Origin of the sequence: Gimesia sp., assembly GCF_048260065.1 — a bacterium.
Lineage (GTDB): Bacteria > Planctomycetota > Planctomycetia > Planctomycetales > Planctomycetaceae > Gimesia.
Genome location: NZ_JBLXHC010000002.1, coordinates 26,515 through 50,000, shown reverse-complemented (window position 1 = coordinate 50,000; position 23,486 = coordinate 26,515). Strand labels below are relative to the sequence as shown.

At 53.6% G+C, this 23,486-nt stretch carries 20 protein-coding genes; 12 read left to right on the top strand and 8 right to left on the bottom strand.

The genetic code is table 11. The features are described from left to right. Position 1: 1 nt before the first annotated feature. A complete protein-coding gene (gene purD, locus ACN0YN_RS03375) occupies positions 2-1,273 on the bottom strand; it encodes a phosphoribosylamine--glycine ligase (protein WP_417383578.1) in 1,272 nt (423 codons plus the stop codon). Positions 1,274-1,753: 480 nt separating this feature from the next. Here purD and ACN0YN_RS03370 point away from each other — a divergent pair, with 480 nt between their 5' ends. The 3 genes from ACN0YN_RS03370 to ACN0YN_RS03360 all read left to right on the top strand — a co-directional run bounded on the left by ACN0YN_RS03370 (position 1,754) and on the right by ACN0YN_RS03360 (position 6,805). After that, entirely contained in the window at positions 1,754-2,767 is a 1,014-nt protein-coding gene (locus ACN0YN_RS03370) for an aspartate-semialdehyde dehydrogenase (protein WP_417383577.1), read from the top strand. Positions 2,768-2,870: 103 nt separating this feature from the next. Then, positions 2,871-4,142: a diaminopimelate decarboxylase gene (lysA, locus tag ACN0YN_RS03365; RefSeq protein ID WP_417383576.1), complete on the top strand. Its 1,272-nt coding sequence runs from the start codon at positions 2,871-2,873 to the stop codon at positions 4,140-4,142. A 419-nt stretch (positions 4,143-4,561) separates the two neighbouring features. Further along, entirely contained in the window at positions 4,562-6,805 is a 2,244-nt protein-coding gene (locus tag ACN0YN_RS03360) for a HEAT repeat domain-containing protein (protein WP_417383575.1), read from the top strand. A gap of 74 nt (positions 6,806-6,879) precedes the next feature. Here the strand turns inward: ACN0YN_RS03360 and ACN0YN_RS03355 are convergent, their stop codons facing one another. Continuing rightward, positions 6,880-8,247 (bottom strand): TlpA disulfide reductase family protein, encoded by a 1,368-nt coding sequence (locus ACN0YN_RS03355; RefSeq protein WP_417383574.1) that lies wholly within the window; start codon positions 8,245-8,247, stop codon positions 6,880-6,882. A 337-nt stretch (positions 8,248-8,584) separates the two neighbouring features. Next, entirely contained in the window at positions 8,585-10,483 is a 1,899-nt protein-coding gene (gene nagB / locus ACN0YN_RS03350; RefSeq protein ID WP_417383573.1) for a glucosamine-6-phosphate deaminase, read from the bottom strand. Between the two features lie 224 nt (positions 10,484-10,707). Here nagB and ACN0YN_RS03345 point away from each other — a divergent pair, with 224 nt between their 5' ends. Together ACN0YN_RS03345 and ACN0YN_RS03340 are read left to right on the top strand one after the other, a co-directional pair. Then, positions 10,708-11,472 (top strand): PIG-L deacetylase family protein, encoded by a 765-nt coding sequence (locus tag ACN0YN_RS03345; protein WP_417383572.1) that lies wholly within the window; start codon positions 10,708-10,710, stop codon positions 11,470-11,472. A 38-nt stretch (positions 11,473-11,510) separates the two neighbouring features. Next, positions 11,511-11,678, top strand: a complete 168-nt coding sequence (locus ACN0YN_RS03340; RefSeq protein WP_417383571.1) for a hypothetical protein — start codon at positions 11,511-11,513, stop codon at positions 11,676-11,678. 64 nt (positions 11,679-11,742) lie between these two features. On the opposite strand, the gene ACN0YN_RS03335 is transcribed toward ACN0YN_RS03340, so the two are convergent. From ACN0YN_RS03335 to ACN0YN_RS03315, 5 genes are all read right to left on the bottom strand, one after another. Further along, a complete protein-coding gene (locus ACN0YN_RS03335; RefSeq protein ID WP_417383570.1) occupies positions 11,743-13,110 on the bottom strand; it encodes an MFS transporter in 1,368 nt (455 codons plus the stop codon). A 27-nt stretch (positions 13,111-13,137) separates the two neighbouring features. Continuing rightward, complete coding sequence (locus ACN0YN_RS03330; RefSeq protein ID WP_417383569.1) at positions 13,138-14,052, bottom strand: dihydrodipicolinate synthase family protein; 915 nt, start codon at positions 14,050-14,052, stop codon at positions 13,138-13,140. A 42-nt stretch (positions 14,053-14,094) separates the two neighbouring features. Then, complete coding sequence (locus ACN0YN_RS03325; protein WP_417383568.1) at positions 14,095-15,495, bottom strand: alkaline ceramidase; 1,401 nt, start codon at positions 15,493-15,495, stop codon at positions 14,095-14,097. Positions 15,496-15,556: 61 nt separating this feature from the next. Then, positions 15,557-16,735 (bottom strand): galactonate dehydratase, encoded by a 1,179-nt coding sequence (dgoD, locus tag ACN0YN_RS03320; RefSeq protein WP_417383567.1) that lies wholly within the window; start codon positions 16,733-16,735, stop codon positions 15,557-15,559. A 227-nt stretch (positions 16,736-16,962) separates the two neighbouring features. Beyond that, positions 16,963-18,228, bottom strand: coding sequence for a tetratricopeptide repeat protein (locus ACN0YN_RS03315; protein WP_417383566.1), 1,266 nt, complete (start codon positions 18,226-18,228; stop codon positions 16,963-16,965). A 273-nt stretch (positions 18,229-18,501) separates the two neighbouring features. On the opposite strand from ACN0YN_RS03315, the gene glyA reads away from it, so the two are divergent. From glyA to ACN0YN_RS03280, 7 genes are all read left to right on the top strand, one after another. Next, positions 18,502-19,743 (top strand): serine hydroxymethyltransferase, encoded by a 1,242-nt coding sequence (gene glyA, locus ACN0YN_RS03310; protein WP_417383565.1) that lies wholly within the window; start codon positions 18,502-18,504, stop codon positions 19,741-19,743. Between the two features lie 18 nt (positions 19,744-19,761). Beyond that, a complete protein-coding gene (gene hisD, locus ACN0YN_RS03305) occupies positions 19,762-21,138 on the top strand; it encodes a histidinol dehydrogenase (protein WP_417383564.1) in 1,377 nt (458 codons plus the stop codon). 421 nt (positions 21,139-21,559) lie between these two features. Beyond that, a complete protein-coding gene (locus ACN0YN_RS03300) occupies positions 21,560-21,943 on the top strand; it encodes a hypothetical protein (protein ID WP_417383563.1) in 384 nt (127 codons plus the stop codon). Positions 21,944-22,085: 142 nt separating this feature from the next. Beyond that, positions 22,086-22,358 carry a hypothetical protein gene (locus tag ACN0YN_RS03295; protein WP_417383562.1) on the top strand — a complete coding sequence of 91 codons (273 nt, stop codon included), beginning with the start codon at positions 22,086-22,088 and terminating at the stop codon, positions 22,356-22,358. After that, a complete protein-coding gene (locus ACN0YN_RS03290; protein ID WP_417383561.1) occupies positions 22,348-22,698 on the top strand; it encodes a hypothetical protein in 351 nt (116 codons plus the stop codon). The genes ACN0YN_RS03295 and ACN0YN_RS03290 overlap by 11 nt, the downstream gene beginning before the upstream one ends. Then, a complete protein-coding gene (locus ACN0YN_RS03285; protein WP_417383560.1) occupies positions 22,695-23,204 on the top strand; it encodes a hypothetical protein in 510 nt (169 codons plus the stop codon). Before ACN0YN_RS03290 ends, ACN0YN_RS03285 begins: the two co-directional genes overlap by 4 nt. Before the next feature lie 62 nt (positions 23,205-23,266). After that, the gene (locus tag ACN0YN_RS03280) at positions 23,267-23,443 is read left to right on the top strand and encodes a type II toxin-antitoxin system PemK/MazF family toxin (RefSeq protein WP_417383559.1); all 177 of its coding nucleotides are present in this window, start codon (positions 23,267-23,269) and stop codon (positions 23,441-23,443) included. Positions 23,444-23,486: the final 43 nt, after the last annotated feature.

The following is a 23,486-nucleotide window of genomic DNA, read 5'->3' as shown; positions in this document are numbered from 1 at the left end:
CTCAGCGAGCCTTATCTGAAATATCCTTGCGGCACCAGGCACCATCCCAGCGGATGCATTTGACTGCCTGATACGCTTTCAGTTTGGCCTGACTGATGCTTTCACCAATCGCCGTTACACCCAGCACGCGACCACCGTCAGTCACAACCTGATCGTCTTTCATCGTGGTACCTGCGTGAAAGACTTTGGTATCAGGCAATTCAGCCGCTTCATTTAAGCCGCGAATGACTTTCCCTTTTTCGTACTCATCAGGATAACCTTCCGACGCCATCACCACGCAAACCGTCGGCCGTTCATCCCATTCCAGATCGTCAATTTCATCCAGACGCTCTTCCGCAGCTGCCAGCAGCAGTTGTGCGAGGTCCGTTTTGAGCCGCATCAGGACCGGCTGGGCTTCGGGATCTCCAAACCGCACATTGAATTCCAGCACTTTGGGCCCCTGATTGGTAATCATCAGTCCGGCATACAGGATGCCGTTAAACGGACGGTCTTCAATTTTCATGACGTTGACCATCGGCACGAGAATCTTCTCGATGATCTCATCCATCAGATCCGGTGTCACCAGGGGAGCAGGGCTGTAAGCGCCCATTCCGCCGGTATTGGGTCCTTTGTCATCATCGTAGGCAGCCTTGTGATCCTGAGATGTTTCCAGAGGCACAATCGTCGAACCGCTGACGATCGCCAGAATACTGACTTCCTGACCGATCAGTTTTTCTTCGATGATCACTGTTCTTCCCGCATCACCAAACTCGCGAATTTTCATCAGCGACTTGATGGCGTCAAGTGCTTCCTGTTTGGTATCGCAGATCAGAACTCCCTTACCGGCAGCCAGACCATCGGCCTTGATGACGAGGGGCTGTTCTTCGCGATCTTCCAGATAAGCTTCTGCAGCTTCAAAATTATTGAATGTTTCAGACTTGGCTGTCGGAACATTGGCCTTCCACATCATCTGCTTGGCAAATGACTTACTGCCTTCCAGTTCAGCGGCCGCCTTCGACGGACCAAACACAGGAATCCCGGCGGCACGCAGCGCATCTGACATCCCGGCGACCAGTGGCACTTCCGGGCCAACCACTGCCAGCTGGATCCCTTCTTCTTTCGCGAAAGCGACCATCTTGGGAATATCACTGACGCTGATGGGGACATTCGTTCCATCCAGCTGGGTTCCGGCATTTCCAGGAGCACAAAAAACCTGGCTGACACTCTCCGACTGGGCCAGTTTCCAGACCAGCGCGTGTTCGCGGCCTCCCTGACCAATCACTAAAACTTTCATCGTGTACGGTACCTGCTCGTTTTCTTCTTCTTAAAATTTCAGGCGAGACAATCTCTCTCACTGACTTGATTTCACTCCTGTGGAGTATATCAGCACTGTTTTGCCCCTAGTAGCATCGCTTCCCGAAATTTGGACTTTGCTGTTAAAAAGCTCGTAAATTACCTCGATACCAGAACAAATCCCGCTCTGTGGGGGATTAAGTTTCTTCAGAAATCATGACTCTTCAGACAACACCTGCCCAGCATTGGACGAATCCACCTTCAGACCATATAATGTCCCGTTCAATCGGGTTTTTGATCGTTCTTCGATCCCCGGTGATGCTCTGAACCTCTTTTCCCGGGATCTGTCACCTTTGACAATGACCTTCTCGAAAGAGGCAAGAACCTGAATTACTGTTATCGTAAACCTGAGTAATAGTAATTGACCTAAAGTTATTCTGTTAAAAGACTTTTATCCTTTTTGTTTACTGGAGAATTCAAAGTGTTTGATACTGTCGCCATTATTGGTGCCACCGGTGCCGTCGGGCATATCATGCGGAAACTGCTGGAAGACCGGAACTTCCAGGCGAAACAATTTCGATTTCTGGCCTCAGCGCGCTCCGCAGGCAAAACACTGGAATTCCAAGGTAAAACCTACACACTGGAAGAATTGACAAAAGATTCCTTCGCTGGCGTGGAACTGGTCATCGCCTCCACTCCCGATGATGTTGCAGCCGAATTTCTTCCCTCTGCAGTAGAAGCGGGTGCGATTGTTATCGATGAATCCGGTTACTGGCGGATGAAGCCCGAAGTGGCGCTCGTGATTCCGGAGATCAACCCGGAAGCCGCCCTCGAAGCCAAAGGCATTATTGCCAGCCCGAACTGTTCCACGACACAGATGGTGATGGCTCTGAAACCACTGCACGATGCTTCCCCGGTTCGCCGAGTGATCGTCAGTACCTACCAGGCAACCAGTGGCGCCGGAGTCGCAGGAACCAGCGATCTGATGGAAGGATCCCGAGCCTACCTCGACGGCAAAGAGCACGATTATAAAGTCTTTGCCCACCCGATCGCCTTCAATGCTATCCCACAGATCGGCAGTGAAAAGGAAGAAGGTTACACCAGCGAAGAAATGAAAATGGTGTACGAAACCCGCAAAATCCTGGGTGATGAAACGATCCAGATCAACCCGACCTGCGTGCGGATTCCTGTTGCCAACTGCCACAGCGAAACCATCACGGTTGAGACAGAACGACCGATCTCACCGGAAGAAGCGCGAAAGTTATTCTCTGACTTCCCGGGAATTACGGTCGTCGATGACCTGCAGAACCTGTCGTACCCGCTCCCTTCCACCTGTGATGGCAGCGATGAAGTCTATATCGGTCGAATCCGTCGTGATATTTCTTCTCCGAACGGACTCAGTTTCTGGTGTGTCAGCGATAACCTCCGTAAAGGGGCAGCAACGAATGCTGTTCAGATTGCCGAGTTGCTCGCTAAACATAAAGCCTGCACCTAAACTGTTTTCGCGTCTTCACTATCGTCACTGCGGGCGGATTCCCGCCTGAAGAGTTCGTCCCGCCAGTGTCATTTTCAAAAGATTACATCGAAAAGGCTACGCAATGTCTGCATTTCATTACCAGAATGGTGAACTGTTTTGTGAAAATGTCCCCGTCGCTCAACTGGCAGAAGAGTTCGGAACTCCACTGTGGGTTTATTCCAAATCAGACTTTCTGGGTCGATTGAAAGAAATTCAGGACGCGTTTGCCGAAGTCGATCCGGTGATCTGCTATTCCGTCAAAGCCAACGGAAACCTGAGCATTCTCAAAACGATGAACGACGCCGGCAGCAGTTTCGATGTCGTCTCGGGGGGAGAACTGTTCCGCGTCCAGCAGGCTGGTGCAGACACCTCGCGCGTTGTCTTTGCCGGTGTTGGGAAAACCGATGAAGAAATCCGTCAGGCACTGCAAGCGGATATCCTGATGTTCGACGTCGAAAGTGAAGCCGAACTCGATGCAATCGCCCGCATTGCCGCGGAACTGAACTGCGTCGGCCGCGTCGCTCTGCGTCTGAACCCGGATATCGACGCCAAAACACATCATAAAACAACCACCGGCAAAAAGGGCAACAAGTTCGGCATGGATATCGAACGGGCCACCGAACTGGCCGACAAAGTGCTGAAAGACGAACACCTGGAACTGACCGGCATTCACATGCACCTGGGTTCTCCGATTCTTTCAACCGACCCTTATGCCAAGGCAGTTAAGAAGGGAGCGGAAGTCATCTCCCAGCTGCGTGAGAAAGGTCACAACACGAACTGGCTCAATCTGGGAGGCGGTTTCGGGATCAGCTATAAAACCGACGAAGGCCCCTCCGCTCAAACTTATGCGGATGTGATTGTCCCCACGATTAAAGAAATCGGCTGCCGTCTGGCACTGGAGCCAGGTCGCTTCATCGCCGGGAATTCCGGTGTATTAATCAGCCAGATCGTCTTTACCAAGCGGGAAGGGGGCAAACTGTTCTACATTCAGGATGGTGGCATGACCGATCTCGTTCGGCCTGCGATGTATGACTCATACCATCGCGTCTGGCCTGTCAAACCAGCGGTTCCGATGCCGTTTGACTGTGAAGGGGAGATTGAAGGCTGTGAACCGGCTGATGTCGTCGGCCCGGTCTGTGAATCCTGTGACTATTTCGCGAAAGACCGCTATCTGCCCCCCATGCAGCGGGGTGACTATCTCTGCATGTTCAGCGCAGGGGCTTATGGCTCTGTGATGAGCAGCAATTACAACGCTCGACCCCGCAGTGCGGAAATTCTGGTCGATGGCAGCGAATACCAGGTCATTCGTCGACGGGAAACCTACGAAGAACTGATTGCACTGGAACAGACCTGAGTACAATGAGACGGTCCGTCTCACTCTCGAAAATGTTCAGAAGATCAGTCTTCTCCGGGTAGGGTTGTAACAGTTATCCGGTTCTTGCGCTCTGTAATACATTGGGTACAGCAAAGATACGTGCATCCTCTTTCTTCGATTGTACCGTTATCGCCGTCAGAAACGATGATACTAGATACAGAAGCTTCTACACTGAATATGTCTATTTGAATACATACCACCTGATTTCTGTGAAGACTTGAAACGAAATAATTGAATTATGTTGTTTTGGGTAAGGTGTTAAGAATAGTATATTATTTCTGTAACTGTGTATTCCCATCAGAGATATTCAATCTGCCAGTCTGACAGCACCGGAAACGGGTCTGTTTGCAGGCAGCCCCATGAATAGCCGACAACCATGACGACACGGAGTCGACTGAATGTCTTTTTATAATCGGATCCTGGCAGCATTTGCTCTGGTCATTCTCTGTACCCTGAGTACGTCCTCACACGTCTGGTCACAGGATGAAATTCCGCCGCAAATTCAAAAGTCAGAATCGATTTCCAGTCTTTCCCCCGATGAGATCCTGCTGTCGAAACCCGAAACACCCGCTCAAATGCTGCAGGCTGTCATTCAACTTACCGGGCTCGGACATGCTGCTTCAGCCAAACCGTACCTGGATGAACTGCTGAAAGCGAATCTCGACCAGGAAACCCTGTTGAAACTCCGCGATGAACATGGTCCCGCTGCATTTCTCTCGCTGGCGAATAACAAAGCGTTACAGCCGGAATCAATCACTCTGCTGAATCAGATGGAAGCCGCCTTTCGTGCTTTTGCCACCGACCCCGCTCGTATCGATAAGCTAATCAACGATCTTTCAGGCACTCCCACGGATCGAAACATTGCAATCATCCAGCTCAAATCTGCCGGATCTATTGTGGCGCCCCCCATCCTGAAACAGTTAAATCGCAGCGAAGATCCTGAGAAAAATGATGAACTCGCCTTCGCTTTATCACAACTGGGGAAACCGGTTGTCGCACCGCTGATCGCAGCCTTGCGGGCACCAGAGAATCGAGTCCGTAAGATCGCCGCTGAAGTTCTGGGAGACATCGCCGATCCGTCTGCTGCTCTCTACCTCTGGAATCCAGCCTTTTCACAAAGTCAGGAACAGAGCGTACAGATCGCAGCCCGCCAGGCCCTTTCCAAAATCCTGGGTAAAGACCCCCGAAATGTATTTGAGCTCAACCGGCACGAAGCACAGCAGGTATTAAAAAACGCAGCTTTGCAGTTTTACAAAAATCATGTTGATTCCACTGAAAAACAGAAAATCTGGGTCTGGGACACAACCCAACAGACAGTCGTAGAGAAAGAACTGGCTGCGCAGGAAGTCGGTCTGATCGAAGGCCAGCGTCTGGCCAAAGAAGCACTAGAGATGTCACCGGACAAACAGGATGTGCAGACACTGTATCTGGCAATGGTGCTTGCCCTCGAAGCTTATCATGTCGGCTGGAATCATCCACTGCCGGAAGGGCCGGGCACAGCGTTCAATCTCGCGTTACTTTCCGGTCCGAAAGCGGTCAGCCAGGTACTGGCCCTGGCAATGAAACAGGGACACACTCCCAGTGCACTGGCTGCCTTAAAAGCGCTGGGACAGATTGGTTCCCGTAACCTGCTGTATGAAAAACTGGATCAGCACTCCTCGCTGATCGCAGCTTTGAATTATCCCGACCGCCGGGTACAGTTCGCGGCAGCGACTGCCATTATGCAGCTTGATCCCACCAGCACATTTCCGGGAGCAACGCGCGTCGTTGCCATCCTGACACGGGCCTTGGGAGGAGCAGGAAAACAGGCGGCCATCGTTGTCGACAGCAGCATTCCCCGTGGTCAGACAATGTCAGGCGTGTTTCATGAACTTGGTTATGAAACAGAGCCCACTCAGACCGGAATGGCAGGATTCAAAGCAGCCACCCAGCGTATGGATGTCGAATTTATTGCCCTGGAATACAATATCATGCGCTGGGGCCTTTCGCAGACCATTGCCAATCTCAAGGCTGATTCCCGTACTGCCAATATTCCGATCATCATTTACGGCCCACTCCGTCTGAAAAATAAAATCGAATACGTCACGCGACATTATCCGCTGGTGCTGTATATCGTAGAATCAGAAAATACAGATGACATCGGGAATCAGGTCAAACCATTTCTTAACAGCTTGAAAACTCCGGAACTGACCGGCGAACTCCGTTCAGAGTATCGGGCTGCTGCTCTGTACTGGCTCTCACACATCGCGTCCAGCCAGAGAAACAGACTCTATGATCTTACACCAGCAGAAAAACCTTTGCTGCAACTGGTCACCGATCGATCACTGGCATCCAATGCCCTGATTACACTGGGCGGCATTCCCACTCGGACGGCTCAGGCAGATCTGGTCACGATCGTGACTAATAAAACCATCGAGAACGACGTCAAAGAGATCGCCGCTCTGCAGCTGGCTTTTCATATCCAGAAATTCGGGCTGCTCGTTGATTCGAAAGAAGTCGCATCAATCCGGGAAGCCTATCAGGCCGCCACTGACCCTAAACTGAATACAGCGTTAGCGTCTGTCATGGGAACCCTGATGCCCGACAACAAAGTGGTTGGCGAACGCCTGCAGGAATTCAAACCTGCCACCCCGCTTCCATAAAACAGCAGGATTCAATAAAAAACGCTCCGAGGATCCCAGGAACCTTCGGAGCGTTGATTATGCAGTCTAATCAGCTACTTCGCGTTGGCTGCTGTCTTCTTTCGCAAGAGCGACCGCAGTGGCTCTTCCAGATCTTTCGCATTCGAAGTTACCACCTCGGTAACCCCGGTATGATCGACCAGCATCAGCATCGGCACAGTTCTCACGCCGTAATACACGGCTGCCGGATTATTCCAGCCTCGCTTATCGCGTGCGGAATAAAAGATCTGCCGCCAGTCCAAAGGCGTCTTTTCCTGAAACGCATCAATGGCGGGTTCTTCCAGATCCAGGTTCACCCCGACAATTTCAAATCCGTACTTGCGGTACTTTTGTGACAACGCCTGAATCTCAGGCAGCTGTTCGATAAAAGGCCGTGCTGTCGTTGCCCAGAATACGACCAGCACCACGCTTCCTTTGTAATCATCAATCGAAACAAAACCACCTTCGATCGTTTCTCCTGCCAGCTGCAGGGGATGCCCTTTCAGCTTCAACCGGCGTGACAATCCAAGAACCTGAGCGGTCTCATTACTTTTAGGAAACCGCGACTCCAGATCGAGGCAGCAATCCAGTGCCTGCTGGTTCAAACCATAAAGCTGGCTGGTTTCTGCTGCCGCCTGTAAAAGCTGGGGAGCACGTACCGTTTCCTGAGGAAACCGTGATGCAAACAGGCGTGACTGCTTGACGAACTCTTCAATCCAGCGCGGGTCCTGTTTCGCAAAACGTTGTGCACTGGTATTCGCAAACTTGGCCACGGTGAAGCCAGCATCCGCGGCAGACTGCGATTTGGGATCGCGTTTAAACAGGGACTCGGAATGATCGTACAACGCATCGATACTTTCCTGATCGCCCTGTAATGCCAGTTGCAGATGGGCATCGAGCAGATGATTGATACAGACTGAAAACAGCCGCTGTTTTTCTTTGTCAGCGTGTGTCTGTTTGACCGCTTCCATTGCCAGTTGAATGATTTTCTTATTCCGCTCTAACCGGGCAGCTTTCAGCTCTTCGACATTCTCCGTCTTGGGAATGGCCAGAACTTTCAGCCGGGTAATCTCCCGCACATTCCATTCGGCAGACCCTTCCTTCAATTCCTGAATTTCGACTTTTTCATCTGCCAGGGTAGGTTCATCCTCATCCAGATCATCCAGATCACGCTGCTCGCGTTCCAGGCTGGCTGTCTGCACCATGTTAGGCGTTAACTCAGGACCAGAACCCGTCTGGGAAACCTGAGTAATCGAAGCCTTAGGTACGGCCTGCAGTTGAGTATCCGCGGGAGCACCGTCCAGTTTTCCGTCGGTGAGATTTCCAGTGGCCTGAGGGGCAGCAGAATCTCCGCCGCCACAACCAAACTGAGTGATTAACAGCAAACCTGCTGCGATTGAAAGGATTTGATGTCGATGCCTCATCGTTTATTGCTCTCCTTCCTTTGAGAGTCTGTCACTATTTGAAGAACCGAGGTTGCGAAATGTCTGTTCCCGAATTGGGGTACTGTAACGTTTGGCCCGCGTCAATCTGATTAGTGACCGTTACAGTTCTGCGGAAGACGCCCTGAAGCGAATTCTGCCACTCCCTCAGCAAAATTCCTGTGTATAACACTTTATGCCGCGAGTTTTACGCGAAAATGCACTTTTAAGGCAAGACGAAGCTGGAAAAAATTACAATTCAGAGACCGATTTCCGACAGTTTTCCTCACTCGCTGCTGAGAGCAGGGGAGACTCGCTTTAAATCAGTCACAAAATCGGTTCAAAGCTCGCCATGATAATGTTTGAAAGCTTCAATCGCAAAATATTCGGGCAGCCCCAGTTCATTATAAACTCTGGCTGTATTTCGAGTTCGATCTTCCGCACGCACCCAGAATTCCCGTTTATCGCTTCCCGGATAAAAAGCACTGTCCTTCTGTGACTCATGCTTGAAAATGGCTTCCCGTTTTCGCAGCACCACTTCCGGACTTAATGGAACCGCCCGTTCAATCTCATGCGGTTCATACTCTTCCCAGGCCCCGCGATACATCCAGAATTCAGGAGTAATTCCTTCATCAGCCACCACATTCACTGCATTGATCACAGCTTCGGCACAAACCCGGTGAGTTCCATGCGGATCGGACAGATCGCCGGCAACATAGATCTGATGCGGATTCACTTCTCGCAGCAGGTCTGCCACGATGGCGATATCTTCTTCTCCGATCGGCTTCTTGGAAACCTGTCCGGTACGGTAGAACGGTAAATCCAGAAACCGCAGGCGTTCCTCTGGTACTCCCGCGACATCTGCACCGGCGGTCGCTTCTGTTTTTCGGATCAAACCTTTAATCCCCAGCATCTCCGGGGTATCAAGATCACCCGCTTTTTTGTTTTCAATGCTTGCTTTCAGATTCTGCAAGTTCTCCAGTACTGCCTGATCATCCGCATGAAACAGCTTGTGAAACTCACAAACGAAATCGATATGCCGCAATGCATCGTGATCGAACACTGCGATATTTCCGCTGGTCATATAAGCGATATAGACTTCGTGCCCCTGGTCGGCCAGGGTAATCAGCGTGCCCCCCATCGAGATCACATCATCATCAGGATGCGGGCTGAAGACGATCACACGCTGAGGTTCAATACCCGCTGGCTTGGTACAGATCCCTTCCAGCAGTGAATCAAAAACACTTTCACGAATCTGGGCGACAGAGCCGTATTTTTGCAGCAACTGATGCAGGTGATTATGCAGAAAGTCTTCTGCTTCCAGTTTCAACAGAGGTTTTCCAACCTCACCTGAAAGCCAGATCACCGCTTTTTTCTCCAGAATGGGCGTCCATTCAATGTTTCCGACGATCCAGGGAGTCTTGACCGCCGTCAGTTCTGCAGCTGCTGCACTGTCTACCGCGAACAGAGAATTCGTATGCGTCTGCAGAAAACTGGCGGAAACGTCATCGGTGACTTCGAGTTCCGCCGCTTTTTTGACCACGGTCGCTTTATGCTCACCCAGAGCCATGATGATAATTTTCTTCGCCGACAGAATACTGCCGACTCCCATCGTGATGGCGTGATGAGGCACGTTGTCTTCACCGAAAAAGCCACTTGCCGCGTCGCGCCGGGTGACGGGGTCCAGATTCACCAGTCGCGTCAGGCTGTTCCGGGCACTTCCCGGTTCGTTGAAACCGATGTGCCCTGAACGTCCAATCCCCAACAGTTGCAGATCCAGCCCGCCTACCTCTTCGATGGCTCGTTCATATTCTTCGCAGAACAGATCCACTTCTTCTGCCGGGATATCACCGCGGGGAATATGAATATTCTCTGGTTTGACATTCACATGATCGAAAAAGTTTTCCTGCATGAATTTGTGGTAACTGTGAATCGAATCCGGCTCCATTGGCCAGTATTCATCCAGGTTGAATGTAATGACGTTGGAAAAGTCCAGACCCTCTTCGTTGTGCAGGCGAATCAGTTCACGGTACACGCCCAGTGGTGTCGAACCGGTAGGGAGCCCCAGAATAGCCGATTTGCCGGCGTTATTCTTCTTTCGAATCAGATCTGCTACCACCCCGGCAACATATTTAGCCAGTTCAGTCGACGTCTCGAAAATGACCGTGGGCACTTTTGTATGACGCACAAATTTGGACTTGGGGGTAACGTGAACTGAACGTGAAATATCGATAGCCATCAGACGATTTTTACCTGTAAAGCAAGAAAGAAGAGGAAATCATTCTCCAGCAGAATCACATCTCTATTTTTAACGATTTCACCGGACTGAACCACGAATTTAAAGTAACCACGCGAACAGTAGCCCCGGTGTGCGTGTTTTTTTTATGAATGTTTATTATAACTATTCTCACGACAAGCTCACTACCAATAATTTGACCTAATTGTACAGAGAGAGAAATTTCCATGGCGAATCAGGCCGAATCTCCGCGAATTCTCGCGATTCACGCCCATCCTGACGATATTGAAATCCAGTGCGCGGGCACTTTAGCCCGACTCAAAGAGCTGGGATGCCACATTACGATTGCCACGATGACTGCCGGCGACTGCGGCAGTGCGGAAATGGGACCGGTGGAAATCGCCAATGTTCGCCGCGCCGAAGCCCAAAAAGCAGCCGATATGCTGGGAGCCGATTACATGTGCCTCGAATTCCGCGATCTGTCCATCGTGATCGATCAGGATTCCCGTCAGCGGGTCACCGAAGCCGTCCGCAAAGCCCGCCCGGACATCGTTATCACCGCTCCTCCTGTTGACTATATGAGCGACCACGAAATGACCAGCCGCCTGGTCCGCGATGCCTGCTTTGGTGCCTCCGCTCCCAATTACACCACTCATCAGTTTCAGCCGGCTCCTCCCACGGAAAAGATCCCGCATCTCTATTATGTCGATCCCATTGAAGGCTGCGATTACTTCGGGAACCCGATCGAGCCGCAGTTCATCATTGATATCTCAGATACCTTCGATCTGAAAATCAAGATGCTGGCCTGTCATGAAAGCCAGCGGGCCTGGCTCCGCAAACAGCACGGACTCGATGAATATCTGGACGGAACCGAACGCTGGTCAGCAGCCCGCGGTGAAAAAATTGGCGCCGCCTACGGCGAAGCCTTCGTTCAGCATTGCGGTCACCCGTATCCTTCCAGTAACCTGTTACTGCAACTGCTTGAAAAATAAACCTATCACTCCAGACAGTCCGAAACAGAGCCGACCACATGAATGAACCACAGCCCAGCCAGGAACTCCCTTACTCGGAAGCAGAAATCGAAACGATGGCCACCGAAGACGCCAGCGCGGGAAAATTTCTCACCGTTTTAATGGTCTGTACCTTCAGCTACACCGTGATTGTCGGAACCTACATCATTTTCTGGAGTCTGAATTAAATTCCATTGGCTGAATCAACAGAAACAATTCCACTCTGACCGGCTTACGTTGGTCAGAGTTTTTTTAGGCCCGCCCTGAACGCGTTTCGTCAAATACGGTCCCGTTCGGGTTGAGCAGCATCCAGCATAACGCGGCACTCACATAAATCCCCGCCATCAGAATCAGGACCAGTCCATACAGACCGGCTTTGAACATCACCCCCACAATCACCGGGAGCAGGGCCGCTCCCAGGTTTCCCATCATATTCATCATCCCGAAAATCGGCGCCACATGCTGGCCCCCTTTGTCAATCGTCACCGTATAACCGCAGGCACCTCCCAAACCGGCAAAAAACATGCTGACCGAAATCAGTGTCATCGCCAGCGTCATTTCCTGCACAAAGTAGGCACACAGCGTACATAGTCCGCAGCCCAGCATCGCCACAATCGCAACTCCCTGTCGGCTCCAGCGGCGGCTGCCGGTGCGCTGCAACACCCAGTCCACCACCACACCTCCCAGGAAATTTCCAATCACAAACGTCAACAGCGGAAGACTCGTCAGGAGCCCGGAAGAAGCCAGGCTGATACCCCGCGCCTTCTGCAGGTAAACCGGAAACCAGGTCATGTAAAAAATATTCCCCGCAGCCCGAAAGAACTGCTGACCGCAAATCATCCACATCGAGAAACTCGTCAGGATCTGCCCCCAGGGAGTCGGCTCGCCATGTTCATTCTTCCTCTCGTCCTTTGGTTGTTCTTCTGGCGTTTCAACCTCATCACCTCGAATGATCTGCAGTTCTGCCGCATTCACACCACGATGTTTTTCGGGTCGGTCGCGGAACCAGTAATAGAAGACAATCGCCCACACCACGCCTGGGACCGCGCACAGATACATAATCGCCCGCCAGCCGATTCCCGGCAGATTGATGCTTTCAGTATGAATCCCCGCCAGCAACACACCGATGCTGAACGCACCGAAGGCACTGCCGATCGACATGAAACTTCCCAACAGACCACTGGCAATTCCCCGCCGCGCATGGGGCAGCCACTTGGAAATCGTACTCGCACAACAGGGAAAGATTCCCGCCTGCGAGATTCCAAAAATCAGACGCACCCCAATCAGCATCCAGAACCCGGTCACCATGCCCGTCAGCGCCGTCGCAATCGACCACAGGATAGCAAACGCGGTCAGCGAACGTCGCGTCCCCCACACATGCGCCAGCCAGCCGCTCGGAATCTGTGCCAGGGCATAGCTCCAGAAAAAGGCGCTCATCACCCAGCCCATCTGGAGGGAGTCGATTCCCAGTTCTTTTTGAATCAGTCCGGCAGGTACCGAGATCGCATTCCGACTGATGTAAGCCACCGCAGCCACCAGGCACAACAAAGTCAGTACCAGAAAGCGTGCCCGTGTAGCGGGGCCTTGGGAAGCAGTTTTCAGCTCGTCCTGATCGGTCACTAAGATCGTCCCTCTCGGCTGGTAGTCTTATTCTTCTGTTATTGATTTCATCAGCAGTTCAAACAGCCGATCCACTTCCGCACGGGTCTCTTCATCCAGACTCCAGGCGTTTGGCTCACAGCGCTGGTCCGAACTAAATATCCCCCGCTTGACCAGCAGATACTTTTCAATCGCCAGAAAACCGTCCAGCCCCGCCTGTAACTGCAGCGCCACAATCGCACAGATTGGAAAATAAATTCGATAGATGGCAGCATCATCTCCGGCCTGCAGCGCCTTCCACAACGCCATGATGCCATCCAGCAGATCCACGCCCGGCATCGTCCCAGTGATTCCACGTCGATAGGCGTCTACCAGCAGAATGCCCCCCGAACCATCAAAAATGCGTGCCCGTCCCCCCGTCGCATCCCGCAGCGCAGACAGATTGGGTCCAATTGGCGAGGCTTCCGGTTTGAACAGAATCTTTTCCGGACCGAACTCATCCAGCAGTCGTCGATAAAACTCAATCGAAATCGCGCGACCGACATAAGACGAAGCATCCTGCACCACCAGCGGCAGTTTACACTGATTTGCCAGTGTGGAAAAATAATCCCACAGCGCCGCGTCGGGCAGGGCAGTCGTCACCGGGGGAATCGCCATGATCGCAGAGCAGCCAACCTCTTCAGCCTGATTCGCATAAGCCACTGCCTGCCGCGTACTCTCTGCACCGACACTGGCAATCACCATCCCTCGGCCCGCCGTCAGTTCCACCATCAGTTGTGTCAGCCGCAGTCGTTCCTCATATGTCAGTCGCAGCACTTCTGAAACCATCGCGCCGCACACGCCATCCGCGCCCAGCTCAAAACACCAGTCAATTTCCCGCGCGAATGCATCCCGGTCAATCGTCTCATCCTCACAGAGAGGAGTATGCAAAACCGGTAAGACCCCCTGAATCAATGCCGCCATCTATCTTTCTTCCCGTCTCAATTTTGATAAGTCTTCGCGAACTCAATCCACTTCCGTTTCGATGATCTTGCCAATCGCATCCGCCATCGTTTCGATCACCAGTTCCAGACCGCCTCGCTCAAATGGTGTCTGCCACACCTGATACAGATCCAGATCATACAACTCCGCCGGCGCCAGATATCCTGTTGTCCCATTGATCAGATTCAGGCAGGCAATCGTCCGCTCAGGATAGCGTCGCCGCAGTTCCCGCTGCAGAATCGAATACGCTTCCGTCGGACTGCCGATCAGAATCGTCTCTCCTATCTGCCACACCCAGATCGGTAACTCCAGCGTCTTGCCGTCGCCGATCCCGCGACGAATATTCCGCCGTCGCCTCAACCGTTCTTCCAGCGCCCGGTCGGTACACGCCTGCCGCTGCGCTTCCAGTTCTTCCGCGGTCGGCCAGTCTTTCAATGGGATTTCCACGATCGACTTCAATGCCTTCAGCTTCAGCCCCGGCTTGTCAATCACATGCTTCCACACCGCCAGCGGCGCTCCGGATTCCATCACTCCCGAATATTTCAGACACGTTCCCGGCGGCTCCATATCTTCCAGCGTCGCCAGCACGGCATACGCCAGTTGTCGCCCATGTCGATCCGCCACCGCAACGTTACCCACATACTGATAGCGGGGCGAAAGCTCTCCCGAAGCCCCCTGCATAAACAGAGCAGGTACTTCCAATGTCTCCCTGATCGTGTCCCGCATCGCGCCGGGATAGTCGGGTGAGATCGCCGTATTTTCCCAGGCCAGCGTCGTCGGATGACAGGCGTAATTCACAATCACCGCCTGCAACGTTCCCTCCAGATCCGTGATCCGCCCCACAACCAGCGTATCGTCGGCCGGCTCATTCGGATTCCAGCCACAGATGATCCGCTCTGCCTCAGGATCAGGGTCCGGCAGGTCCCGCATCGAGGCCAGTCCGCAACGCCCGGTCTTCCATTCCAGTACCGCTTCCGTCGCATTCTTCATCGCTGCCCGCGTCGCCTTGACTGCGGCCAGATAAACGGTCTCCAGGTACTCCGCCAGCATCTCACTCGCGGGCAGATCCGGGTCGGGGTCAGTCAATGGCGGCGAAGCATGCGTATGACTGACTCCGAAGATCAGCGAAGCTTCATCCAGTCCCAGTTCTTCCAGCAGTCTTGACTGGAACCGGCGAAAGGTCGGCAGCGAACGCCACCAGCCCAGATCGGCATCCAGAAAGACCAGCGGCTCTTTGGAATTCGTCTCACTCAAAACCAGTGCATTCAGCGTCAGACGGCGGTGAATCCAGTCTGCCACATCATGCTTGGCGGCCCCCCAGTTGCGGGCGTAAATTCCAGTGGGTGGCGTGATATCAACCGTCGCCACACCAATCCGCCCCCGAAAGGCAGACTGTGTCTTCGCCTGAAGAGTTGATTCACTCATGAGTCGTTCCGTTCATCGAATGATAATTGAAGAGTTGAGAGAGTCAGGCGTGAGCCGCGCCTTACCAGTCCCCGACGGCACCATCCTGATAGAAGACGCGCTGCACGGTTTCCTGTTGAAACGGATGTTTCTTAACCTCGGCTTCGTTGATCGAAATCCCCAGCCCGGGCTTCTGGTTCGGCTTGACCGTCCGCGTTTTGGGATCAATCACAAAACCTTCTTCCACCACATCCTGTCTCCAGGGTACATCGTCGTGAACCGATTCACAAATGATATAGCTGGGCTGCGAGAATCCAAACTCCAGCGATGCCGCCGTACTCACAGGCCCCTGCGGATTATGCGGCGCCAGCGAAATCCGGTGCGCGTCTGCCAGTGCAGCGATTCGGCGTGCTTCCGTGAAACCGCCGCAATGCGTCAGGTCCATCTGACAGATTTCACAGCCCCGTTTTTCAAACAGATCGCGAAACGCCGCCAGATGTGTCAGCCGCTCACCCGTGGCAATCGGCGTCGTCACTGCCGCGTTGATCGTCGCCAGACTCTCCAGCGATTCCGGCCAGCAGGGCTCTTCGAAGAAATACAGACCATATGGATCGAGTGCTTTCGCGAATTGCAGACCCATTGCCGGTGAAGGGCGGGCATGACAGTCCACCATGATATCCACATCATCGCCAACCGCATCTCTCATCGCCGCCACACAGTCTTCTGCCGCTTTGATCGGTTTCAACCCTTCAATGGGCATCGTCGGCGGAACCGCCATCGATTTGAATGCCGAGAACCCGTCGGCGACCGCTTCCTGCGCCAGCGTCGCAAACTGAGCCGCGTTGTCGGTCGAAGTCTGGTAGAACGACTCCATGTTTCCGCCACCCAGATGACAGTACAACCGGATGTAATCGCGAACCGGTCCGCCCCACAGTTGATGGCAGGGCACCCCGTGAACTTTCCCCAGAATGTCCCACAGCGCCAGGTCAATTCCCGCAATCGCCGTCGATCGCGTCACGCCGCTCCCATGCCAGAAATGCTGACGCCACATCATCTGCCACAGATATTCCACCCGCCGCGGATCTTCGCCAATCAACAGCTGAGACAGATCTTCAATCGTCCCCACAATTCCGCGCGTGTGCCACTCGAGCGTCGCTTCTCCCCAGCCATACAGGCCCGGCTGATCGGTGATTACTTTGACAAACACCCAGTTTCGCATCCGGGCATAACACACCAGAGTTTCGATGCGTTCTATTTTCATCGGGAATTGGTTCCAGTCTTCCAGGGTTTTATTTTGGCGTCAAAATAACAACATAACCCGAAAGCATTTTGGAAGCAAGCAATTTTGCGAAAGAACTGAGTAACAATTATAAGGAGCGGAGCAGCCGGCAATAGAGGAATATCAGACGTACAGACTTTTTCTCTGAACGAACCAGTGTCAGACATTCACTGCCGCCCAATCCGGCTGCTCACTCTGCCGTTCAACCGTTACGGGAACTGCAGATCTTCCCCGTCGTCGTATTCCTGCAGTCGCTGTCGGGCGAGTTCCGCCCACGGGCCCATCTCATCGAAGTCCAGGTAGATCTTCCAGTGGGGCACCGCTTCTTCAACCCGGTTCAGCTGATGCAGCACTTCCGCTTTATGCAGATGCGCATCCGGGTAATCGGGGTGAACCTGTAATGCGATCTCAAACGCGTGCAGCGCTGCTTCCGCATCCCCCAGCTCATTATGCAGGCAACCCAGCTGCGTCCACGCTTCGATGTAATCGTGATCCCATTCCACCGCCGCGTAATAGCGTTCCAGCGCCCCTTCGGTTTTCCCGTCCAGGTACAGCGCTTCCGCCAGATGCAGATGCGCTTCGGGCATATCGGGTTGCCCCAGCAGCGCCAGTCGAAACGCTTCGATCGCCGGCTTCGCTTCGCCGGCATCCAGCAGCTGGCAACCTTCGTCGAACCATTCGTCCGCGCTCCGGTCCACCGGTTCTGCCGACTTCAGATGTTCTGTGAATTCAATCGTCCCTTCGAACGATTCTTCATCCGCCAGCTCAGGCACTTCGGTCTCTTCGGTTCCAAAGTCGAACACCCGCTGACCGTGCCGCGGATCAATCAGACCCCGCTCATCTTTCAGCAGCAGCTGTGCATCCTGTGCCAGCAAAGTTAATTGAGAGAGCGGGGCGTCGATCTCGTTGAAGAATTTCCCCAGGTGCTGCAGACTGTTTTCCAGCTCCCGCGGATTGACTCCCGATTCCAGCAGCTGCGACAGCCGCCTTACGCTCGCCACTTCCTGAAAGGAAAAGTAAGGCAGACGGTAGATCTTCCGCACCGGCTTAATCAGTCCCTGGCGTTCCCAGCGGCGAATCGTCCCCACGGGCACATCCAGCATCTGCGTCAGCATTGCCGGCGTATAAAGCTGATCCACATTCACGCCCGGCTCGCGGAGTTCAATCAACGCCAGCCAGTCCGATTCTTTGATGATCTGAATCGCAACTCCCTCAGCAATCAGCTCCTGGGCATGTGTCAGATTCACCGAAGGCGAACCGTCCGACTCCAGCGGCCAGCCCTCTTCGCCCACCACCAGCAGTGTCGTCTGGCGGCTCACATGCTGAGACGCCTGCCCGCCATGCTGCTCGACGAACTCGCCCGCTTTCTGATGTGTCATCGAAGCGAGGGTGCCCGTAAACACCACGCGTTCTCCCTGCAGAGCAGGGGAGCCTTGAAGCAGTTGATCAGGTTGTTCTTCGTCAGTCTCGGCCATAGGTCATGTAATAATACATTATTTCAGAAATATCGAGTAAAAAGGGGGTTATCAAATGCCAGTCGCAAAAATATCATACCCCCAGAGCCGTAAACAGTCGGTAAACTGGCCGCGAAACAGCGGTAAACTTTCTTCGAGGATAATGATACGGGAATCCGTTGGGTAGCTTTCAGAGCACTCCTTCATTATAAGGGAGCAAAATAAGTTTTTTCCTGCTGAAGGTACCGTTTGTACCCCCAAATTTGACCAATATATCCATGGGAGTTGATTGGAATGTCCGTGCTCGAGTCGTGTGATCCCGAAATCTGGAACCATATTCAGGCTGAAGCCCAACGTCAGAAGAACGGTCTGGAACTGATCGCCTCTGAAAACTACACCAGCGCCGCCATTATGGAAGCGGCCGGCTCGATCCTCACGAACAAATACGCCGAAGGACTCCCCGGACGTCGTTACTACGGCGGATGCGAAAACGTCGACCTCATCGAAGACCTCGCCCGCGATCGTGCCTGCAGCCTCTTCGGAGCCGAGTACGCCAACGTCCAGCCGCACTCCGGTTCGCAGGCCAACATGTCCGTCTACTTCACCGTCCTCAAACCAGGCGACACCTTCCTGGCAATGGACCTCGCCCACGGCGGTCACCTCACCCACGGCATGAAATTGAACTTCTCGGGCACCCTCTACAATCCCGTTCCTTACGGCGTCCGTGAAGACAATCACCAGATCGACTACGATCAGGTCGCCAAACTCGCCCGCGAACACAAACCGAAAATGATCATCGCCGGTGCCTCCGCGTACCCCCGCGAAATCGATCACCCCAAATTCGCAGAAATCGCCGCCGAAGTCGGTGCGGTTCTGATGGTCGACATGGCTCACTATTCCGGGCTCGTCGCTGGTGGCGTGCACAACAACCCCGTCGAAGTCGCCGACTTCGTCACTTCCACCACCCACAAAACGCTGCGTGGTCCCCGGTCCGGCTTCGTCCTCATGAAGAAGAAATACGCCAAAGACCTCAACCGCGAAGTCTTCCCCGGCATCCAGGGGGGACCGCTGGAACACGTCATCGCCGGTAAAGCCGTCTGCTTCAAAGAAGCTGCCACCGACGACTTCAAAGCCTACGCCCGGCAGATCGTTGCCAACGCGAAAGCCCTCGCCGAAACCCTGATGGCAGGCGGCATCAAGCTCGCGTCTGGCGGAACCGATAACCACCTGATGCTCTGCGACGTCACTGCCATCGACCTCTCCGGTAAAATCGCGGAAGAAGCCCTCGACAAGGCCGGCATCACCGTCAACAAAAACATGATCCCCTACGATCAGCGCAAGCCGCTCGACCCCAGCGGGATCCGCATCGGCACCGCCGCCCTCACGACACGCGGCATGAAAGAAGACGAGATGAAAAAAGTCGGTGCCTGGATTCTCAAAGTCCTCGGTGCTCCCGAAGACGAAGCGAACATCGCCACCGTCAAAGGGGAAATCGAGGAATTCGCACAGAGCTTCCCCGTGCCCGGCATCGCGTAACAGACAGAACTCCGACTCATGACACAGCACAGCGATCTTGATATCACGACCATCGACTGCACCCGCGACGATGCCACCGCGCTCTTCAGCGAACTCCGCGAGAAGCTCAGCCCCCGCGGCAACGTCGTCTCGGAAGCCGGCCGTCAACGCACCATCGAACTGTTCGGCGCACCTCTCTCTCCGCAGGAGGTCGTCGAACGGATCTGTAACGATGTCCGCGACAAAGGCCTCGCTGCACTCCTCGATTATTCGGAAAAGCTCGATCGCAAGCAGCTCACCCCCGAGACCATGCGCGTCTCGCCCGAGGAACTCAAAGAAGCCCATGCGAAGGCCGACCCCGAGTACCTCGCCACGCTGCGTCGCATTCGTGAGAACATTATCGAGTTCCAGTCGGCTCTGCTGCCGGACGACGTCAAAGTCCTCCGCGAAGCAGGGGAGTCCCGCGTTGAACTCCGCCAGCGCTACCTCCCCCTCAAACGGGTCGGGGTCTGCATTCCCGGCGGCGCCGCCGCGTATCCCTCGACCCTGCTGATGACCGCGGTCCCCGCACAGACTGCAGGCGTCAAAGAGATCGTCGTCGTCGTGCCCCCCACCGATTTTGGCGGGTATAACACCGACATCCTCGCCGCCTGTCAGGAACTGGGCATCACCGAAATCTACCGTGTCGGCGGCGCCCAGGCAGTAGCCGCCCTCGCGTACGGCGTGGAAGGCATGGAACGCGTCGACAAAATCGTCGGTCCCGGCAACCTGTTCGTGGCCCTCGCCAAACGTCACGTCTTCGGCGAAGTCGACATCGACAGCATCGCCGGCCCCAGTGAAGTCATCGTGCTCGCCGACGAAACCGCGAATCCCGAGTTCATCGCCAGCGATCTGATCTCGCAGGCCGAACACAGCCCCGGGTCCGGCGTCCTCATCACATGGCACGCGCCACTGATCGAAGCCGTCCGCACCGCGCTGATCAACCAGCTCAACGAACTCCCTCGCGGCGACCTCGCCCGCCAGAGTCTGCTCGACTACGGCGCGTTGATCCTCGCCCGCGACGAAGACGAAGCCGCCCGCTATACCGACCTGCTGGCCCCCGAGCACCTGCACATTTCGACCGCCGCCCCCGATCAGCAGCTCTCCAAAATCCAGAACGCCGGTGCGATCTTCATGGGCCACTACACCCCGGTCGCCACGGGTGACTACTACGCCGGCCCGTCTCACGTGCTTCCCACCGGCGGGACGGCCCGCTTCGCCAACGGTCTGTGTTCGATCGACTTCCTCAAACGCTCCTCGGTAATCTACTACAACCAGGAAGGCTTGAAGGGAGACGCCCCCGGCATCACGCTGCTCGCAGGCAAAGAAGGCCTCACCGCCCACGCCGCCAGCGTGACGATCCGTCTGGAAGACTGAACGTCCGGCAGCAGTCGCGTCACATTTCTGCACTCCCGCTGCATAAACTGAACTTGACTGCGCCGCGCCAATCGAGATAAGCGCTGTTTCGGGTCGCGCGCGTGCCCAGTTTACAGAGCACTGAAACACGCGACACCGGTTCCCGGTCTGCACTGGAATCGATAGTGAATCTCGACGAATTTTACCGACACAAAAGTCAGTAGTTCGCGCTGTATGCCTGCGGGTCGCCGCACTTCGCAAGTCGTCGCCTCGGAACCGCCCGGCTGTCGCGGTAGATCGCCCCGGTATCAACCGGTATCGACCACTCGTTTTATTCAGATGCCCCTTGACCCGGGCGCGCCCTTCGCGAAGATCCTTGACACACACGGGCAGGCACGGCACACGATCACCAGACCGGAACTCACAGACAGGAATAAAACTCATGACCGACTCCCTTCTTAAAACCCGCCAGCGGCTGAGCGTCGAACAACAGACTCATCTGATCAATATGATCATGCTCAAGCTGGAGTTAAACACGCGCGTCTGCCACATCAAAACCGAGTTCGCCGCCGAAACCGGCCTCAAGCCCCGCTCCATCGAACGTTACATCCAAAAGGCCCGCCAGGAAATCGCAAGCCGCGACAGCCAGCAACAAACCGCCGCCAGCCTCGAACTGCTGATTTTGCTGGAAGCAAAACAGGCCGAACAACTCTTTGCCGAATCAGTGAACTTCTACCAGAGCATCATCGCGAACCCCAATACAGGCACCCGCGAACAACTCCACGCCCGCGAACGCCTGGACAAACTCCTGGGCCTCTACAGATAACCAACCCCACCAGTCCTACAAAGCAGACCAGCAGAGTAACAGAAAGAAATGATAAGAATCGGCACGGGAAAGGGGAGGTGAATGTTGATAAAAAAGATTGCCACGCCGCCGTTGGTCTGCAATAATTTCTCTGGAGGGTTTCATGAAACTGACAAAAGAACAATCTGAGGCGATTTCTCGTGGAGAAGAAATCCCCGTGGATGTCGAAGGGACAGAATGTGTCCTGGTACGTAAGGACATTTATGCCAGGATATGTGGTGTGCTCAGAACAGCAGGTTCCGATGAATTAACCGAAGAAGACCTCCGCCGGCTGCTCGCCCGTTCCTATGAATCCAGTGACTGGAACGATCCAGCTATGGATATTTATAACGACTATGACACATCAATAAATGGAAGTAAGAATAATGCCAGATAATTTTAATAGAGACTCTTGGGCAAGCTGGTATGCAGAACAACATCTTAACACTGACTCTGCAATTGAAAAGATCTTCTATTTACCAACAAATGCAGATGAGCGCGAAATCCGCTTCATTGAGATTAATACTTTGATAGGAGATCGAACTGAGGATTCGTTGGAACCTATTGATTTTGGTATCGATATGGGAACTGATAATGCTCACAAACTCATTGTTCTTGATGTGACTCCTGATCAATGGCAACAGATTCAATCTGCAACTTTGTCACTACCAGACGGCTGGTCTCTTGACGAGATGATAGCATTCCCAAATGACCAGCTTGAAACCCTTCCCCAATGAACAGTTATCAGGAACATTGGTGGCATCAGGCAAAATCTGATCATGAGGCCTTTATCCTCTTAAAAAGCGCTGGTATCGCTCAATGCCACACCCTCCATTATCTTCAGATGGTGACGGAAAAAATAGCAAAGGCATATCTCTGGAGGTCTGGTTCCCCTCCTCCAAGAAGTCATGCTGGATTTGTTCATTTTCTCAGATTCTTAGGGCAAATCCGTCAGACTGATCGAGAACGAATTGCGACTCTTTTTACTTTTACAAATTATAATCAATTCCAAAGTTGGTTGCGATCTGTATTACCAATTGCATATGACCTGGAGCGGATTGCTCCAGCGCTTGCTAACAATGGACCAAATACAGAGTATCCATGGCCTCACGCTACTCCCAGTTCAGCTCCAGTAAATCATGATTTTTCAGTTTGGGAATCTTTGACTACAGGTCAAGGACGCGACTTGATGAGAATCATTCAAATTGCTGTTAACCGTTTCCCAGAATATGCTGACACCTGAGTTCTAAAAGAAGTCATGGGTGAAATCCAAACACCCGCCAGCGATCCAGAAGTAACAACGTCTTGATTCAGCTGGCGACTCCTGCAGGCAGTGCATCCGGGCTACTCACCGATTCGCTGGTCCGTTGCAATCGTCTCCACACCATTTCACAGTCAGATATTCAGAGAGTGATTGGAAGCCTCTCAGCCGATCTGATGCAACAAGTGGAACAGGCTCTGAAAAACGCTCTCGATATGTAGAGTGCAATTGACATCATCTTACCCAGCGTAGATTCCAGCACCC